This window comes from Halalkalibaculum roseum (assembly GCF_011059145.1).
GTDB classification, from domain to species: domain Bacteria; phylum Bacteroidota; class Rhodothermia; order Balneolales; family Balneolaceae; genus Halalkalibaculum; species Halalkalibaculum roseum.
Genome location: NZ_JAALLT010000005.1, coordinates 87700 through 104849 on the forward strand (window position 1 = coordinate 87700; position 17150 = coordinate 104849).

Genomic DNA, 17150 nt, shown 5'->3' on the forward strand with positions numbered 1-17150 from the left:
TTCCGTTTCTGGTTATTACTGAATATATCAAGAATTGAACTTTTGTTCCGCAAAAACCCGGGAAAGAAAAGAAATTATACAGATATTACATATCCATATATTTGATGAGCTGATCTGCCCGGGTTTCTACATCCACACCTAACATTTCGGCGCTGGAATCGGTAAGCACAGTATACTCATGTCTCCTCAGGGTAGCGGCCACCCTGGAGATATCCCGCAGGTTAAGCTTGACGGAAACTTCGTAAACTCCGGCTTGAATATCCGGTGTCTCTACCGTAATACCCAGTATCTTGGCTCCTTCCGATTCTATCAGGTGAACAATTTCCGCAAGTGTAAAATCACGCTGCTTAAGCTCGATAGTAATTACAGACCCCGATTCGGCAAGATTAAGCATGTGGGTAAGTGATTCGAGCACTCTGGTCTTACCGAGATAGCCGATAAACGTTTTTTCCTTGTCAACCACCGGAAGCAGTCTCATCTCATACTGCAACATAAGTCGTGCGGCTTCAAAGATATGCTGTTCGTAATAGATCTTCACCGGCTGCTGCAACTCCACATCAGAAATTAACTGGTCGCTTTCAGCGTTTTCGAGCTGCTCCAGAGTAACCTGTCCCAAGAGTTTGCCGGTAGTATCATCGACTACGGGCAGGCTAGATACTTTAAGCACAACCATGCTATGTATCGCTTCGGATACGGCATCATTGCTCTCAAGAGGCTCTATTTCGGTATTCAGTGCTTGTTTAGCCAGCATAGATGTATGATTTATTACTTACTCACGGTATTTAAACAACTGATTCGGGAGAATCAATATTGTTTAGCATATTTTTCAATCTCATTAAATCTTCCTTAGCAATGCTGAACTTCAACTTTACACTGGAATTTACGTATTGTTCGCTATGAATGTTGGCTACACGATGTAAAAAGGCCACTCCCTCGTACTTGGAAACGGGTATCTTCATCGTTTTTGTAACGAAATCTTCTTCAATTAATTCCTGAATGCAGTCTTCGAGTTTATCAAGACCGATACCCCTCTCTGCGGAGATGAATACCGCATCGGGATAGGCTGCCTTCAATTCCGAAATTTGTTCCGGCTGCACTTTATCCACTTTGTTGAAGACCATAAGCATCTTCTTATCCTTGATATCCAGATCCTCAAGCGTATCTTCTACGACCGTAATATAGTCGTCAATAACTGTGGATGAAGCATCCACTACATGCAGCAGGATATCTGATTCACGCACTTCATCGAGTGTCGATTTAAAACTCTCAATCAGGTTATGGGGAAGTTTCCTGATAAAGCCTACCGTATCGGAAAGCAGTATATCGTAATTCTCTAAATCAAAACGTCTTACGGTAGAGTCGAGAGTAGCAAACAAACGATCCTCAGTAAGTACCTTGGTATCCGTAAGCGCATTCATCAGGGTGGATTTTCCAGCATTGGTATAGCCTACAAGGGAGAGACGTATCATATTAGAACGTCCCTTTCGTTGGGTTTTACGCTGTTTGTCAAGCTTTTCTAACTTGTCTTTAAGAGTGGATATGCGTTTGTCAACCAGCCTTCGGTCCGTCTCAATCTGAGTTTCACCGGGACCTCGGGTTCCTATACCACCCTGCTGTCTGGAAAGGTGAGACCAGAAACGGGTAAGACGCGGAAGCAGATACTGAAGCTGTGCCAGTTCAACCTGAGTTTTAGCGGCTGCCGTTTTTGCTCTTCCGGCAAAAATGTCAAGAATAAGACCACTTCGATCCAACACTTTTACTTTGGTCTCTTTCTCTACATTTCGAATCTGTGTTGGGGATAAATCGTCGTCAAAAATGATGGTGCCGATATCTTTAGACCCGGCCATCTGCTTTAATTCCCGCAGTTTGCCTTTACCAATATATGTTGAGGGATCGGGATGTGTGCGATTCTGTAAAATTTTCTCAACAGGTATACCCCCGGCTGTATCGGTTAGTAAAGCCAGTTCTTCAAGATACTCTTCAGCCTGTATTCTTGGAGTATCAGGCCCGTAAACGCCAACTAGAAGTGCTTTTTCCTGCTCTATGTCTGAATTTTGTACTTCTTCTAACAAATGAGTTTAACTAAAGATGAATTGAAAAGTGTGATTGGGAAGTAAATATCCCTGTCGAATCAATTAAAGTGTTCCACCTTAATTGACTCCGTTTCATAACAAGTTATACGACGTCCGAGTTTATGTGAAATTAATTTTTTAAAATCGCTCAATTTCCTGTCAGGGACAAAAAGATTAAGTCTGAGTATTTTGCCGGGTTCATCCATAGCAGGTTCAGAGTAGATAAACAGGAACTTTGTTCCCTGTGGTTGATCTTCTTCTACGAAGTCCCTTATCTGGTGCCAGGCAATAGTCTGAGAGGGGTCATTTACATTCTTAACTATACCGTGATTTGTGACATAACGCTTGGAAGCAAGGTAACTGGTAATAAACCATCCCATGGCAATGATCATGTATAACGAAGCCATGGATAGTTCCTGGAAAGACTCCCGGAACAACCCGATACCTACAAGTAATACACTGACCCCTAAAAATAGGGTCGAAAATAGCGGATATCCCTTCATTTTGCCTGCTTTCCAGTTGAGGCGTACATTTCTGAGTCTCACTACATTTACAAGCGTTGAAACCGCCAGTAAGGTAGAAACCAGGCTGAAGATACCCAGCAGGACCCAAAGGGAGATCATTAATTCTGTATTAAGCACCATGTTTAATTCATATTTTCAGCTTTGTATAACTTAGACACCAGCATTTCTGCAACAAGCAGTAACAGAGCTATCCAAACAAACCAGTTCCAGATTTCCTTGCCAAAGCTCGCAGCATTGAGCTGTTCTTGCAGACCGTTCTCGGAAATTTCGCTCGCATCGATTGCACTATTTATAGTTACGTATTTTGAGAGCAAATTATCAAGATCTGTATAGGGTAACGTATCAAAGTACGATTCCATTATGTCCTGATTTACAGCGATCAATCTTTTTTCCTCTCCCGCGCTTATGGTAAGTATGCCGGGCGTCCATTCCCTTGCCGGATAACTGATCTGTATACCTTCCGGCATGCCCTGAACCTCGGGTATAACTGTTTCCTCACCCTTTTCTATCTGAACATTTAGATTCTGCATAGATCCTTCCCATTCAAAACGCTGGCCCAGGGTATATTGGTCAAGCCCCCCCTGCTCGGAAGAGGAAGCATACAAGACTGCACGATAATATAGGGGCGCAAACAAGGGATTTATCGGAAAGTTGGTCCACCCGGGGTCTGAACCGAATGCAGAGATCAGCACCTTCCCTTCTCCGAAACGCTGTTCGGTCAATAAAGCTTCATCGGATCGCGATTGAAGGATATTGTAAGTACCGGTGTTCTCAGGCGGTTCGTATTGATAATAGAAAAAGAGTTCAGGCAGGTCCAGGCTTATCTGTTCGTCACCTTCTTTTTCAAAAAGCTCATTAAGGATAGGATGCCCCTCTACCAAATCATCAAATTCGCCGGCAGGTTTAAAGGAAGCATATTCACCAATGATATTACGGTATTCACCGGCATTAAAAAGCTCAAAGAAATCATTGTAATTACCAACATTCCCCTGTTCTGACGGAAAAAAGAGAAGCCCCTTGCCATTTTGAATGTAACGCTGTAAATCGTTGAACCAGTATTCCGGAATTTCTTTCAAACCATCGAGTACTATGACATCGTAACCGGCAAGTTCCGCCTGTCCGACCTCCTGCACGGTGCGTTCTGTAAACGTGATTTGCGTATTCGTTTTCCGAGCTGCTTCAAGGGCCGGGTTCAGATATGACCTGAAGTCTTTAGAGGCTGCTCGATCTTCCGAGAGCAACAATACCGATCGAGTTTCAGGGATTCTGAGTACAAAGTAACGTGAGTTATCAAAGGTGACTTCATCACCATCAATGATAATCCGGCCCGGTATATCACCGGTCTGATCCGGTACAATCTCAAAAAGATACTCGCGGCTCTCACCGGGCTGAAGTTCTACCTGGTATTGTCCCGACATCCTGTTTCGGATCTCCAGGGAGACATATTGATTTACCGCTTCCACCTCACCGGTATTCTCCAAGGTTACACCAAGTGTAACCGGGGTTCCGCTACTTAACATCTGACTCTTAAGACTGAGATCGGAGATGGCAAGATTTTGCTGTTCAGAATTTCCCAATTCTACCAGCTGAAAGGTGATCTGTTTGGTATCAGAGGACTGCTCAATATCGAAACTCTCAAGCTTTTGCAGCTGGCTTTTTTGACCATCTGTGATTAAGTATACTATAGCCTGCTCGATGGGGGCCTGCTCCAGCCGCTCATAAACCAGGGAAAGCGTCTCGGAAATAAAATTACCGGTATTTTGAGTTTCGATATTCCGAATGCTTTCCTGTGCCCGTAAAGCACTCTGCAGAGTAACTTGAGACTGTTCTCCATTCGTATTAGTCACAATGAATCTATCTTCCTGACGAGCACCGTCAATAATGGTTTGGGCAACCTGCCTGGCCTGTTCAATAATAGGTCCGCGGGCACTCACTCTTTCCATACTTGGGCTGTTGTCGATAATAATGCCAACTGCTTTTGGACTATCGGAACCTGACGATCCTGTTAGAGTTGGAGGTAGAAAGGGTCGTGCAAGAGCCAGCGCTAGAAATAACACAGCCAGTGCTCTCAAAGCCATCAGAAGATACTGCTTGATTCTGATTTTTCGAATGGTACTTTTTTTGAGTTCATTCAAAAATGAAAGCGTAGAAAACTGTACCTTTTGAGGCCTTCTTAAATTGATCAAATGAATAATCACCGGAACCGCTACGGCTATAATACCTAATAAGAAAAAAGGATTCAGAAAATTCATTTAAACCAAAATTATTACCTTTTTACCGATTCCAGAATAGGAATAATGCAAAAATACTTTTCATTCTTGAATTATAAGCTATAACATTAACAGCCTTTACAAAATATTATTACTGAGAAATTTTTACATACGTCTATGCTCCGTCTACTAAAATGCAGCGTGCTGTTAATACCCCTGTTTCTCGTGCATGCCTGCAGCAACATTCCGGACAAAAACTGGTACCAGGCAGTTCCCGAGAAAACGCCCTTTGTAATTATTCCGGCTGAAGATGCTACTATCTATTCTGTTTTACAGTCAGAGTATATACCATTTCTAGATGACATTACCTCTTCTGCAATCCCTCTTGTTTCCCAGGTCGATTCATCGGCGTCCAGCTCATTGACTTTAAAGGCCGTCATGCTCTATCCGGGTACCCAGTCAAATCTCGAACCCATATGGGTCACCGAGTCTAAACCCGGACTGGTCGTTAACCTCCAACAGATTTACTATAAAAAGTTTACTCAGAACCAATACCATTTCAAGGGAGTCACAATTCACAAGCTGCATATCAGGGAAAGAGCCGTGTTTGCAGCTGAGCTAAATGATATTCTGCTGTTGTCGGAATCAAGCCTAGGTATTGAAGATGTCGTTCGTTCTTATGTAGGGCAACAACCCGCACTTGCTACAGATGGGTTCGAACTGAAACCGGGTTCCATAATAATGAATACTCCTGCTCTTGATAAGGTAGCAACACAGCTATCTAAAGTTAGCTATCGGCCATACCTCAAGAATGGTCTGAAAGGTACAGGACCAGTCTTGCTTGATGTATCGAGAATGGAAGGAGAAGAAATTTCAGGTGATATATTCAGCGGTACCATACCACTGACCAATGACCCTGCCAGCGAGCTGGTAGCAGCTCTTTCTCACCAAAACGCTCCGATTGAACTTGATCGGTATATCTCGTCAAATGCTGCCGCTTTTGGGATTTTTCGTCTGGAGCCCCGACTTGCCCCACCGGCTTCCCTGCCCGATACCACGGAACTTGACGTACAACTGATGGACGACAAAGTACGGTATTCAAAGTTTGCCAAGAGCCTTGGAAATCCTTTTGCCATGGTTATGTACTCAGAATCCGGATTCCTTTCTACCGGTGAGCATCTTTTTATCAGGGAAGTTACCGATAGCGGTGCGCTACGGGAAGAACTGGATGCTCTGGTAAATGATGGGATGGCTGAATTAAGCGGCGGCACCTATTTCATCCAAAGCCGGATCTTGTCTGAACTTATCGGATCAGGTATGTCAGATATCCGTGATTTTTATCTTGATCTTACCGGAGATGTGGTAGTGATTTCCAAAAGAAAAGGGCTTGCAGAAATAGTAGCTTCCGATCGCAGCCGCAGAAGGGTGATCTACTATGAACAGAATTATCGGGACATCAAACAGGATCTTCCTGAAGAGATCAGCGGGGTCTTTATTGGAAATTCCGACTTCTACTCCTTCATTGAACCTTTTCTCGGCCCGGATAATTACGGAAGCATTATCGCTTCTCAGTTTGATATGGTCAGTATCAGCACCCGGCTGAATGAGGATGGAAACAGCCTAGGCTTTAGCCTCAGAACCTACCAGACAAGCCGTTCCGACCAGCCCTACCAGGAAAAGTGGCTCTTCCCCACCGGTGGTTCCGATCTGACCGGTAAACCGATTCTCACGGATATCGGTGGAAGCTCCAGAGATGAAGTTGTATTTGCAACAGAGAACGGCAGTATCTATGCACTAGCGGCAGACGGTACGGTTGTATTGAAACTGGACACGGGCAGCGATACCCCCGTGGGTTCACCGGTCGTGTACGACTGGTATGCCACCAACCAAAGGGTCATTTTGATTGCGGCGGGCAACAAAATTTATGGCTGGGATGAAACCGGATCTTCTCTGCCACAGTTTCCGTTTGAGCTCAATGAACAGATCACTTCTCCACTTGCTGTTCAGGATATCGATCGCAACGGACTTCCTGAAGCACTGGTCGCAACCGCCAACAGGCAACTGCATGCCTTTGACGGCAGGGGGCAAAATCTTACGGGCTGGCCCCTGACTACCAACTCTGTCATTAGAACGAAACCCACTATTGACTACTATGAGGGTGCCTACTCCGTAATGGCATTTTCAGAAAATGCGATTCATGCTTGGTTCCCGGATGGAGTACCACGTGACGGGTTCCCGAAATTTGTGAATGCCTCATTAAGCGGATCACCTTATTTGTATCAAGGAAGAATACTGGCGGGAGCAGCCGACGGATATCTGTATGCCGTCGGTCGAAACAGACTTTTTGCAGACTCCCTTAATATCTATTCCGGCACCTCTCAAGAATCAGGTATAGAGGCGGTGTACGTTTCAAATAGTGCCCTTACCGGAACGCCGACAGTTCAGAATGTGAGGGTTCGGGCGGATGAAGAGTCAGAAACACACTCGGGAGATATGATCATAAGCATGAGCGCCAACGGTTCGGCATTTCTTCTGAATTCCAATGGACAGCTTCGTTTTACAAAAAGCATGGGTCAGCCCAGCGCACAAGGGTTTTCTCCATTCATTACGGATATCAATAACGATAACAGAAGTGATCTGATAGCACTTGCCAGTTTTGGACGCCTGTATGCATGGACTTTATTGGGAGGAGAGCGTATTCAACCGCTTCCAACAACGGGAATGGAGTACCCCATCGTTGAAAATATTGACGGAGACCAATATGTCGAACTTATTGCCCAAACCCGTGAAGGCCTCCGCTGCTGGACGATTTACGGTCAATCTGAATAGGACGTTTTTACCACTGAGTTACACAAAGAAAATCTCTGTGCAACTCTTTTATTTTCTCAGTGAAACTCTGTGGTAGAAAAAGTATCGATTACAGAATATCTGCCAGGGCTTCTTTCACATACTGGAATTTAAACTCAAAGCCGGCTTGCTGCAGTTTTTTGGGCTGAACTCTCAGGCTTTCCAGAATCGGATCGGCAGCCTCTCCGAGCACCAGATTCAAGGCAAATTCCGGTACCCTGAAAAAAGTCGGCCTATTCAATACTTCGCCCAGTTTGTCAGCAAACTCATTCATGGTCACCGGGTTAGGAGCACTCAGGTTATATGCCCCTTCAAAAGCTTCATTTTCTAGAGGATGTTTTAACCCGCGGCAGAGGTCATACATATGGATCCATGGAAAATACTGATCACCGCTTCCCACCGGTCCACCCACTCCCAGTTTAAAAGGTGGTAGCATTTGCTGCAAGGCCCCTCCTCCTGTTTCTAGGACGATGCCGATTCTTGGTATGGCTAGCCTGACACCATGGTCCTCAATCTCCTGTGCGGCAGCTTCCCACTCCAAGCAGACATTACTCAAAAAACTATTCCCTGCCGGTTCGCTTTCGGTTAGAACATCATCACCTCTATCCCCATAGTATCCGACTGCTGAAGCGGATATCATAAGCTCAGGTGGATTCTCGGCATCACCTGCTGCCTGTACCAGCTTTCGGGTCGTCTTCACCCGGCTATCTAGTATTTTGCGTTTGACTTCCTCTGTCCAACGCTGTCCGAAGATCGATGCCCCCGCGAGATTTATAACGGCATCCGAATTTTCCATGGCTTCGCTAAGGTCATCATCCCACGAGATAAACTTTTGATTCTTTGCTTTTTCATCTTCATACTTTTTTGGTGATCGAGTAATTATGGTAAGATAGTGGCCTTCCTGTAGCAGCATGTCCCTCAGTTCGCTACCAATGAATCCCGTACCCCCGGTGATGAGTATGTTCATTTTAATTTGTTTATTAAATTTATAGGTCTAATTTCTTTAGTTATATAAATGTTTTTACTTCAAAATCATTCTTCAGGAATACATAATAACTTTGCTCTAAAAGTATCCCCGTATTTTGAACCAGAAGCCTAAGATGCAAAAAAATATACTTTTAACCATTCGAATACTCCTGGGACTCATCTTTCTTGCTTCAGGAGTTGGAAAATTGATTGACAGCAGTGACGCTCGTTATCTGGTCGAGCTACTGGCTTCTGAATTTTACTGGCTCATCGAATATGCCGACCCTATTGTCATAGGCACTTCCCTGATTGAACTTATTCTGGCTTCCCTGCTGCTCTGGGGCAAAAAAGTAAAGCTTTCACTTTGGGCGTCCCTGCTAATGGTATCAGTTTTTACCGCCGTGCTCGGTCACTTTTACTTGCAAGGAATGAGTATAGAGAGCTGCGGATGCTTCGGTGCTTTGGGGATCGGTGGCGGACTGACTGCTACTCTAATTCGCAATGCCGTTTTATTGATACTTGTATCCGGCGGTTTGATTCTATCTTCGAGGCTGTTGCAAACAAGAAGTATACCGAAGGTTTAGTTTCCTGACCGGCTCATCCGAATCGAAGTCCTGAAAATCGGAATGACACTCTTTGTTGGAGGATCCGGATCTTTATAATTCAATGGCAAAAAACCCTGTATGAAGTAATTGTTCTGATAGTGCTTACTACCAATAAGCAGTTTCTCAATCAGATATATCTCAACGATTGACTACTCCCAGCCCAGTTCTCTCGCTCACTATTAGATGTTTATACTCGTCAAGCATTACGCCTTGATAAGGATCCTCTTTTATTAGTATATGACCGTCCAGATCTGCATAATCTGCCCATAAAGCCAGTATGGCACCTGCAGTGTTGGCAACGGAGCTCTCAATCATACAACCGATCATGATCTTAAGTCCCAGTTTCCGGGCTTTTGTAATAACATTGCGTGCTTTGGTCATGCTTCCGATTTTCATGAGTTTGATATTGATGATATCAAATGCCTGGGCAATCTCTTCCAGCGACTCATCTCCAATAAAACTCTCATCCGCACAGAGCGGAAGAACCGACTCTTTCTTTAATTTTACCAAATCCTCAAAACGGGATGCGGGCAACGGCTGCTCGACAAGTTCAATATTATGGTCTGCAAGAAAACGAATCATCTGACTCGCTTCTTCGACACTTGCCCACCCTTCATTTGCATCCACCCGAATGGGCTTATCGGTGACCTCGCGAATCCCCCGGATGATAGCCTTGTCTCGCCCGGTGCCCAGCTTGACCTTGTATATGGGGAATTCCCTGGCATCCTGCACTTTTTGCTGCATGATATCAATCTCATCAAGACCAATGGTATAGGAGGTTTGCGGCCCGCGGGTAGTTGGTGCATTCCATAATTTCCAAAGGGGCTGCCCCTGATTTTGGGCATACCAATCAAGCCATGCCATCTCAACAGCGGCTTTGCCTGATTGCACAGAAGGAACTGAATTTCTTGTTGCCACTTCATCAAGCAGTTCATTCAGTTGGTTGGGATGGGAGATATCATCAAAAAAGCTGTTGGGAAGAGCTTCCAAGAAATTAGCGACTTTTTCTGCATCTTCATCATAACGGCTATTGGGAGCGGCTTCACCCACGCCGGTTACACCATCTGCAGAGAGTCTGACGATAACATTGTTGACTTCACTCTTGGTACCTCGGGAAATAGTAAATGGCTGTTTGAGACTGAGACTTACCTTTTCATATTCCAGCCTAAACCGAGACATATCCGAATACCTCTAAGAAATAGATGTAAAGATAAAAAGCGGGTGCAGCTAATATCAGTGCATCAAAACGATCTAAAAAGCCACCGTGCCCCGGCAAAATATTGGCGGTGTCTTTTAATCCCCCGGCGCGTTTCATCTTACTTACGGCCAGGTCGCCTAGCGGGCCAAAGATGCTAAGCACCAAAGCCAGCGGCAACACATATAAAACAGATACCGGATAAGCGATAGGTATCAGGTAAATCGAAATCAGCAGACCGGCAATGGCGCCCAGGATTCCAAAACCGAAACCCTCCCATGTTTTTTTGGGACTGATATCAGGAGCCATGAGGTGGGAACCGGTATATTTGCCTCCAAAATAGGCAAAAACGTCATTGCCCCAGACCATCAATAATAAACTTAAAGTAAGCACAAAACCGGTATCAGTCTCACCAAGGTTGCGGGTCATCAAGAACATGAGCATACCGAGCGGAGCATATACTCCGGAGAAAAGAGTAGAAACCATTTCCTGTATGCCTTTGGATGGATTCTTCAGAACCTGCATGGCCATGAGCAGTAAAAAAATACCTACTCCAATCTCCAAAGCATGAGGTAAAACCGGAACCAGTAAGATCCACAGTCCAATGGTATAAGGAAAGAAATCATCAGGCTTGAAACCTGCTTTGGTGCTGACGTTAATCATTTCATACTGCATCAGCATGCCAATGATTACAATCAGCGAGGTGAAAGCCCAACCCCCAATCCAGGTTATGTAAAGAAATATGGCAGCAGCAGGAACGGCAAATAGAATTCTTTTGGCTAATTCACTCACCGTTTACTCTTCCTCATCATCTAGGTGTTCCGATGATTCCCACTCTTTAATAGCTTCTCTGGCCTCCTCTTCATACTCATCCGGCACATAAAGGTAAACCAGTGCCATTTCACCTACATTCAGACTGTAGGCTGAATCTCGTTTTGATAATATATTGGAGGGTATTTGCAGGTTGGATAAATAGTTCTTGGCCATTTCCACTTCCAGCTCAGTGCTACGCTCCATCACGCAGGTCCAATTCTCAATTTTGTTGGGGTCCGGTCCTTTAAACATCTGTGTCTCCTGTTGAGGCTAAATTCTTATGCTGTTGATACATAAAATAAATTAAATAACCTGAAATAATAATACTAACCGCTACTGCCCAGATCGGCGGCATTGTTTCAGGTGTCATCTCAGCAAACGCAGTATCCGGAAAATAAGATCCCACCAGCACGCTTCCCCCGTTATTAACGAAGTGAGCCAACATGGCCGGGTAGATACTTTCACTTACCCAGGTAACATACCCCAGAACAATACCGATTGTTGCCAGTGGCAATAAATTACTCAGCTGCACATGATATAACCCGAAAAGCAGTCCTGAAATAAGGATAGCCGGAAGTATACCCCAGCTTTTCTGGAAGGCCCGCATCACATAGCCCCTATAAAGAACCTCCTCACAAATTGCAGGAACAACACCCACATGAAATAAGGTAAGTATCAACAGATGATCGCCTCTAAGGAAATTTTCAATCATCTGCATCTGAGAACTCTGGAATTCACTCAACATATCCGGAACCGGAAGGAAAGCGTTCAGCCAGCCGAGAAACCAGACCGTAGGCTGTATGGCCAGGATCAAAATAAACGTTAGCCCCAGCATTGAGGGAGTTTTCTCATTAGTTGAGAAACGTAGAAATGCCGGACGCTGTGATTTGGAAGCATGCAGCCTTACAAAAAACCAGGTGGCTAGTCCCAGAAAGAGTATCTGGCCGGTTGTATTACCTACAAATAGCAGGTCCAGGTTCTCAGTAAAAGACTGGGTAATTTCAGCAGCATTCAAAGGGCCTTCCCGGTTTATCATAAGAAGAACTACAGCTACTATAGCTGCAGTAAATTGAAACCCTATAAATGCTATGATAATCCATAAAATTGCCAGGGACCAGTCGGAAAATCCGTTTCTTTCTGCCCATGACCTGTAAACTGCCGGCTGTGATGATTCGTCGTTATCGAGATTCATATAAAAATCTTATTGGGCCGAGGAGCAATTTCATCGGCCTGAATTGAAGCTAGTTATTACTCCTTATTCCGTGCAAATAGCGAAACTCCCAGCATACCTGTCAGGAGATTCAGTATGCCAAAAATGGGAATACCATACAGCAATTGCATTCCAATGGATGGATTCGCCTGCGAGGCCGCCTGATCGATCATCTGCTGTTTGGTTTCTTCAGGCATATCCATGGCCTCAAAGTTGGCGATGGTGCTTTCCATCATCTTTTGCTGCATATCGGGATCAAACAAAAGCCAGAGTTTATTTAAAACAATCCCTATAATTACCATCGCGAGTCCCGTTAAAAATCCGATCAGGGCTCCTTTTCCAAGTTTCATTGTTATCTGGTATTCGTTGGCATAGTGCCACACGGCAACCATACCCCCAAAGGCTCCCACCAGACAAACTACCAAACCAAAAAGCATGGTGGGTGAAAATAAGGATCCCGTGGGTTCGGCATTGATCTGCATGTATCCACTGATTAGCTGAAGTACGGTTGTTAATAGGCTGAAAATAACTGCAGCAATCCCGACCGAAGTCAGATAACTTGGTGGTGTACCGTTAGTTTGATTTGTCTGTTCCATACCGTATCCCTTTAATGTTTATTTTATTGATCCCAATGAATTCGTAACCGATAACTAAAACTGCTGAGAGTCCGACCAGGCCTCCCAAGGCAAATCTGGAAACAAGCGTATTTTGCCACATTCCAATAAAATTTCCAAATACATCTATGAAATTTATGAGTAAAACACCCATCAGCATCCAGCGTTTATAGCCATCCATACGTTCAAGGAGCTTCGGTATCATGGGAAATGAGAGCCAGCCTATAAATACGGTGCTGTAAATCCCAAAACAACGGCTGCAAACGGCCATCGGACTCCCGTTAATCCAAAAAGATCGCTGTGGATTCTGGTGACATAGTCCGGTAAACGCTTTATGTTGCCAGTGGTCAAACCAGATACCCGGCTGACTGAAAATACCTCCTCCCAGTGCTGTCAATACCAAGAAAGCAGTCAGAGACAGTACCAGTACATATAATTTTTTTTGTTCTAAATTGGCCCACATAACTACTGATTCTGAAACTCCGACAAACGATCCAGAAAATTTTCGGGAGCCCTGCATGGTTTTCTGTTTTCTTCTTTCATAAAACAGAGAACAACCTTTCCCAGTGCATGAGGATCTTCCGATCGATCGGTAAAAATTTCGTAGTAGGTTTCAAGTTTAACGGTTGGAACTGTAAAAAGATGCACCTTAATATCCATTAGTTCATCATAGTAAATAGGTGCTTTATAATCTATTTCGGTCCGTACAACCGGCAGCATCACCCCCTGTGCTTCCAGGGAGGAATACGGCATACCCAGTGAGCGGATCATCTCAGTTCGAGCCACTTCGAAATACTCAAGGTATCTCCCATAATAGACATAACCCATCTGGTCCGTTTCTCCGTAACGGCTTCGAAGTTTGTGAGAATAGGTATAAAGTGGCTCGCCGGTAGGAAACAAAGAGCTATTTTTTTGAATTTTTTGCCTTGGCCTTAGCTTTTGGCTTGGATGCTTTGGCCCATTCACCCATCGCAGAATATTTCTGAATCCTGTTTTCAACCAGCTTTTCAGGTTTTTGCTTCTTAAGTCGCTTTAGAGAGTCTAAAATCTGTTTTTTTACTGATTGAGCAGATTTATCCGGGTCTCGATGCGCTCCTCCCAAAGGTTCTTTGATGATGCCGTCAATGACCTTTAGTTCTTTAAGATCTTCTGCAGTGAGTTTCAAAACTGCGGCCGCCTGTTCCTTATAATCCCAAGTCTTCCAAAGTATGGATGAGCATGATTCCGGTGAAATTACCGAATACCAGGTATTTTCCATCATAAATACCTCATTACCCATTCCGATACCGATTGCACCGCCACTGGCACCCTCGCCGATGACGACCGTTATTAATGGAACCTTCAGCATCGCCATCATCTTAAGATTTTTTGCAATGGCTTCCGCCTGCCCACGCTCCTCAGCCTCCAGCCCGGGATAGGCACCCGGTGTATCAAGCAGCGTAACAATGGGTACATCAAACTTTTCGGCCAGTTTCATCAGTCTATAAGCTTTCCGGTATCCCTCGGGATTTGCCATACCGAAGTTGCGGTACTGCCTGCTCTTGGTATCCCTTCCCTTCTGATGACCCATGATCATCACCGACTGCCCGTCCATAGTGGCAAAACCGCCCACAATGGCTTTATCATCGCTGTGGTAGCGATCCCCGTGCAGCTCTACAAAATTTTCTGTAATCTTATAAATATAGTCAAGCGTATAGGGACGCTCGGGATGCCGGGCAAGCTGAACACGCTGCCAGCGTGTAAGGTTACTGAAAATAGATTCTCTCAGCTCTTCAACCCTTTTTTTCAATCGCTTGATTTCAGGGGTAAGAACTTCATCGTCGGCAATAGAAAGCTCACTCAGTTCTTTTATTTTTTGCTCCAGATCTGCAATCGGCTGTTCAAATTCGAGATACTGCATAGGTAACCGGTTAATCTATTTCTTCAAATTATTTTCAAATATACAAACTTAAGGTCGATACTTTAAGAACTTTATCCAAACCATCTTTAACTGTAATATACGTATCCGAAAGATGTTATAAGGTTCCGAATATACTCTGAAATTTAAGAAACCAGACTCTCCAAATAGCTTCCCATACAATCTTTTTTGACATTTTGGAGACCCCTTCCTCCCTTTCCCGAAATATGATTGACACCTCTTTGAGACGGAAACCGGCCTTCCAAGCCCGGAAGTGCAGTTCTATCTGAAAAGCATAACCGTTAGAACGTATGCCTTCCACCGAAATATTTTCCAATACTTTTCGGTGAATACATTTGAACCCCGCTGTGGTGTCAGCAACCGGAAGACCTGTGATAATACGTGCATACAAATTGGCACCGTATGACAGTATCAGTCTGCTTAGGGGCCAGTTAATAATGCTGATACCTTTGGAATATCGAGAACCGATGGCTACATCCGCATTACCACTTCTTACTTCCTCCACCAGGGCCGGGATATCTTCCGGATTATGGGAAAAATCGGCATCCATCTCACATACGTAGGTATACCCTTTCTCGAGAGCAAATTTAAAACCCCGTACATAGGCTGTACCCAGGCCAAGTTTACCAGATCTTCTTATTAGGTGTAACCTTCCTTCATAGGATGGAATTAACTCTTCAACGATATCCCCGGTACCATCCGGTGAGCCGTCATCTACTACCAACAGATGTGTAGGTTCGTCCAGATTCAGAACGGACTCAATAATTTTCGGAATATTATGTGCCTCATTATAGGTAGGTACTATAACAAGAATCTGATTCTGCATTATATTTGATTGATTGGTATTTCTTCCCATCCCAATTAGTGTGAAAGGATACAAATTTATCAATTAATTAAACACCTGAAATTGATTATACTCAAAGGTTTAAAAAGTCGCTTTCAGAAGCGTCTGAACTGATAATTAACCGGTACAATTTTGTTTGAACTGCACAAAGAAGACCAGAGTACTAAAGCCCGCAAGGGAATCCTAAAAACAGACCACGGGAATATTGAGACTCCCATTTTCATGCCGGTTGGCACTCTTGGGACCGTAAAAGCGGTAAAACCGGAGGATCTCCGGGATAAAATCCATGCCCAAATAATACTGGGCAATGCCTACCACCTCTATCTGAGGCCGGGCTGTGATATCATTGAAGAAGCGGGCGGCCTTCACCGGTTCATGCAGTGGGATGGTCCAATACTCACTGATTCAGGCGGTTACCAGATCTACTCTCTATCCGACAATAGAGAACTGAAAGAGAAGGGTGCCCACTTTAAAAGTCATCTTGACGGCTCCAAACATCTTTTCACACCAGAAAATGTGGTTGAAATACAACGCGTGCTCGGTTCTGACATCATGATGCTGCTGGATGAATGTCCTCCCTATCCCTGCAGCTATGAATATGCAAAGGAATCCATGGAGCTGACGCATCGCTGGGCTGAGAGGGGGCGAAAAGCATTTTTAGATACGGAATCCAAATACGGACATCGCCAATATCAATTCGGTATCATCCAAGGGGGCACCTATGAAGATTTGCGTAAAGAGTCTACACAGTTCATGACAGAACAGGATTTTGAGGGACTGGCGATCGGAGGCCTGAGTGTGGGTGAACCTGCTGAACTCATGTATGAAATGGCTGATCTGAATACCGACTTAATGCCTGCCGGAAAACCCAGATACCTGATGGGCGTCGGTACTCCGGCCAACTTGTTGCACTGTGTCGCACTGGGCATTGATATGTTTGACTGCGTAATGCCCACACGGAATGCTCGCAATGGTCAGATCTTTACCCGGCATGGTATCATAAACATCCGTAATGCCAAGTGGAAGAATCATCACAAGGTGTTTGATAAAGAGTTCCCCTCCGATGTGTCACAAAAATATACCATGTCATACCTGCACCATCTCTTTCGCAACAGCGAATTACTAGGTTTGGAACTTACCTCCATTCACAATCTCACCTTTTATTTGTGGCTGATGGAGCAGATGCGCAAGCGTATCAAAGATGGAACCTTTAGTGATTGGTATGCCGGCATGGCTGAGCAAGTTGATCAGAAGATCTAGCCAATAAAAAAGCCTCATATACATGTAGCATAGAGGCTTGGTAATTCATTACAATAAAAAAAGTGAGGAAGC

General features: G+C 44.5%; 17 protein-coding genes. 3 read left to right on the forward strand and 14 right to left on the reverse strand.

Translation table 11 applies throughout. The annotated features are described in order from the left end of the window. Nucleotides 1-85: 85 nt before the first annotated feature. From G3570_RS15655 to G3570_RS15670, 4 genes are read right to left on the reverse strand one after another with little or no spacing between them, the layout of a single operon-like run. Complete coding sequence (locus G3570_RS15655; RefSeq protein ID WP_165143810.1) at nt 86-751, reverse strand: CBS domain-containing protein; 666 nt, start codon at nt 749-751, stop codon at nt 86-88. Nucleotides 752-782: 31 nt separating this feature from the next. Next, complete coding sequence (gene hflX / locus G3570_RS15660; RefSeq protein ID WP_165143811.1) at nt 783-2072, reverse strand: GTPase HflX; 1290 nt, start codon at nt 2070-2072, stop codon at nt 783-785. 59 nt (nt 2073-2131) lie between these two features. Beyond that, a complete protein-coding gene (locus tag G3570_RS15665) occupies nt 2132-2716 on the reverse strand; it encodes a hypothetical protein (RefSeq protein WP_165143812.1) in 585 nt (194 codons plus the stop codon). A gap of 2 nt (nt 2717-2718) precedes the next feature. After that, nucleotides 2719-4848 (reverse strand): BatA domain-containing protein, encoded by a 2130-nt coding sequence (locus G3570_RS15670; RefSeq protein ID WP_165143813.1) that lies wholly within the window; start codon nt 4846-4848, stop codon nt 2719-2721. A gap of 135 nt (nt 4849-4983) precedes the next feature. On the opposite strand from G3570_RS15670, the gene G3570_RS15675 reads away from it, so the two are divergent. Further along, the gene (locus tag G3570_RS15675; protein ID WP_165143814.1) at nt 4984-7635 is read left to right on the forward strand and encodes a hypothetical protein; all 2652 of its coding nucleotides are present in this window, start codon (nt 4984-4986) and stop codon (nt 7633-7635) included. A gap of 88 nt (nt 7636-7723) precedes the next feature. Here the strand turns inward: G3570_RS15675 and G3570_RS15680 are convergent, their stop codons facing one another. After that, nucleotides 7724-8620, reverse strand: coding sequence for a TIGR01777 family oxidoreductase (locus tag G3570_RS15680; protein WP_165143815.1), 897 nt, complete (start codon nt 8618-8620; stop codon nt 7724-7726). Nucleotides 8621-8753: 133 nt separating this feature from the next. Between G3570_RS15680 and G3570_RS15685 the strand changes: the two genes are divergently transcribed. Continuing rightward, nucleotides 8754-9203 carry a MauE/DoxX family redox-associated membrane protein gene (locus G3570_RS15685; RefSeq protein WP_165143816.1) on the forward strand — a complete coding sequence of 150 codons (450 nt, stop codon included), beginning with the start codon at nt 8754-8756 and terminating at the stop codon, nt 9201-9203. A gap of 159 nt (nt 9204-9362) precedes the next feature. Here G3570_RS15685 and G3570_RS15690 read toward each other — a convergent pair whose 3' ends face one another. The 9 genes from G3570_RS15690 to G3570_RS15730 all read right to left on the reverse strand — a co-directional run bounded on the left by G3570_RS15690 (nt 9363) and on the right by G3570_RS15730 (nt 15800). Beyond that, on the reverse strand, nt 9363-10403 hold the full coding sequence (locus tag G3570_RS15690; protein ID WP_165143817.1) for a dipeptide epimerase: 1041 nt from the start codon (nt 10401-10403) through the stop codon (nt 9363-9365). Further along, nucleotides 10390-11211 (reverse strand): phosphatidate cytidylyltransferase, encoded by an 822-nt coding sequence (locus G3570_RS15695; RefSeq protein ID WP_165143818.1) that lies wholly within the window; start codon nt 11209-11211, stop codon nt 10390-10392. Before G3570_RS15695 ends, G3570_RS15690 begins: the two co-directional genes overlap by 14 nt. Nucleotides 11212-11214: 3 nt before the next feature. Further along, complete coding sequence (locus G3570_RS15700; RefSeq protein WP_165143819.1) at nt 11215-11484, reverse strand: putative signal transducing protein; 270 nt, start codon at nt 11482-11484, stop codon at nt 11215-11217. Further along, entirely contained in the window at nt 11477-12424 is a 948-nt protein-coding gene (locus G3570_RS15705; protein ID WP_165143820.1) for a CPBP family intramembrane glutamic endopeptidase, read from the reverse strand. The genes G3570_RS15700 and G3570_RS15705 overlap by 8 nt, the downstream gene beginning before the upstream one ends. 56 nt (nt 12425-12480) lie before the next feature. Continuing rightward, nucleotides 12481-13038, reverse strand: a complete 558-nt coding sequence (locus G3570_RS15710; protein WP_165143821.1) for a DUF4199 family protein — start codon at nt 13036-13038, stop codon at nt 12481-12483. Next, complete coding sequence (locus G3570_RS15715) at nt 13016-13519, reverse strand: DUF2085 domain-containing protein (protein ID WP_165143822.1); 504 nt, start codon at nt 13517-13519, stop codon at nt 13016-13018. The genes G3570_RS15710 and G3570_RS15715 overlap by 23 nt, the downstream gene beginning before the upstream one ends. Before the next feature lie 2 nt (nt 13520-13521). Then, entirely contained in the window at nt 13522-13956 is a 435-nt protein-coding gene (locus tag G3570_RS15720) for an acyl-CoA thioesterase (RefSeq protein WP_249067203.1), read from the reverse strand. A 4-nt stretch (nt 13957-13960) separates the two neighbouring features. Continuing rightward, nucleotides 13961-14956 (reverse strand): acetyl-CoA carboxylase carboxyltransferase subunit alpha, encoded by a 996-nt coding sequence (locus tag G3570_RS15725; RefSeq protein ID WP_165143823.1) that lies wholly within the window; start codon nt 14954-14956, stop codon nt 13961-13963. 115 nt (nt 14957-15071) lie between these two features. Continuing rightward, nucleotides 15072-15800 (reverse strand): polyprenol monophosphomannose synthase, encoded by a 729-nt coding sequence (locus tag G3570_RS15730; protein WP_165143824.1) that lies wholly within the window; start codon nt 15798-15800, stop codon nt 15072-15074. Between the two features lie 147 nt (nt 15801-15947). Between G3570_RS15730 and tgt the strand changes: the two genes are divergently transcribed. Further along, a complete protein-coding gene (gene tgt / locus G3570_RS15735; protein ID WP_165143828.1) occupies nt 15948-17078 on the forward strand; it encodes a tRNA guanosine(34) transglycosylase Tgt in 1131 nt (376 codons plus the stop codon). Nucleotides 17079-17150 lie beyond the last annotated feature (72 nt).

Coding starts and splice junctions, on each gene's coding strand:
- G3570_RS15655 (WP_165143810.1), bottom strand. CDS start 751: ATGCTGGCTAAACAAGCACTGAATACCGAAATAGAGCCTCTTGAGAGC.
- G3570_RS15665 (WP_165143812.1), bottom strand. CDS start 2,716: ATGGTGCTTAATACAGAATTAATGATCTCCCTTTGGGTCCTGCTGGGT.
- G3570_RS15670 (WP_165143813.1), bottom strand. CDS start 4,848: ATGAATTTTCTGAATCCTTTTTTCTTATTAGGTATTATAGCCGTAGCG.
- G3570_RS15675 (WP_165143814.1), top strand. CDS start 4,984: ATGCTCCGTCTACTAAAATGCAGCGTGCTGTTAATACCCCTGTTTCTC.
- G3570_RS15680 (WP_165143815.1), bottom strand. CDS start 8,620: ATGAACATACTCATCACCGGGGGTACGGGATTCATTGGTAGCGAACTG.
- G3570_RS15685 (WP_165143816.1), top strand. CDS start 8,754: ATGCAAAAAAATATACTTTTAACCATTCGAATACTCCTGGGACTCATC.
- G3570_RS15690 (WP_165143817.1), bottom strand. CDS start 10,403: ATGTCTCGGTTTAGGCTGGAATATGAAAAGGTAAGTCTCAGTCTCAAA.
- G3570_RS15700 (WP_165143819.1), bottom strand. CDS start 11,484: ATGTTTAAAGGACCGGACCCCAACAAAATTGAGAATTGGACCTGCGTG.
- G3570_RS15705 (WP_165143820.1), bottom strand. CDS start 12,424: ATGAATCTCGATAACGACGAATCATCACAGCCGGCAGTTTACAGGTCA.
- G3570_RS15710 (WP_165143821.1), bottom strand. CDS start 13,038: ATGGAACAGACAAATCAAACTAACGGTACACCACCAAGTTATCTGACT.
- G3570_RS15715 (WP_165143822.1), bottom strand. CDS start 13,519: ATGTGGGCCAATTTAGAACAAAAAAAATTATATGTACTGGTACTGTCT.
- G3570_RS15725 (WP_165143823.1), bottom strand. CDS start 14,956: ATGCAGTATCTCGAATTTGAACAGCCGATTGCAGATCTGGAGCAAAAA.
- G3570_RS15730 (WP_165143824.1), bottom strand. CDS start 15,800: ATGCAGAATCAGATTCTTGTTATAGTACCTACCTATAATGAGGCACAT.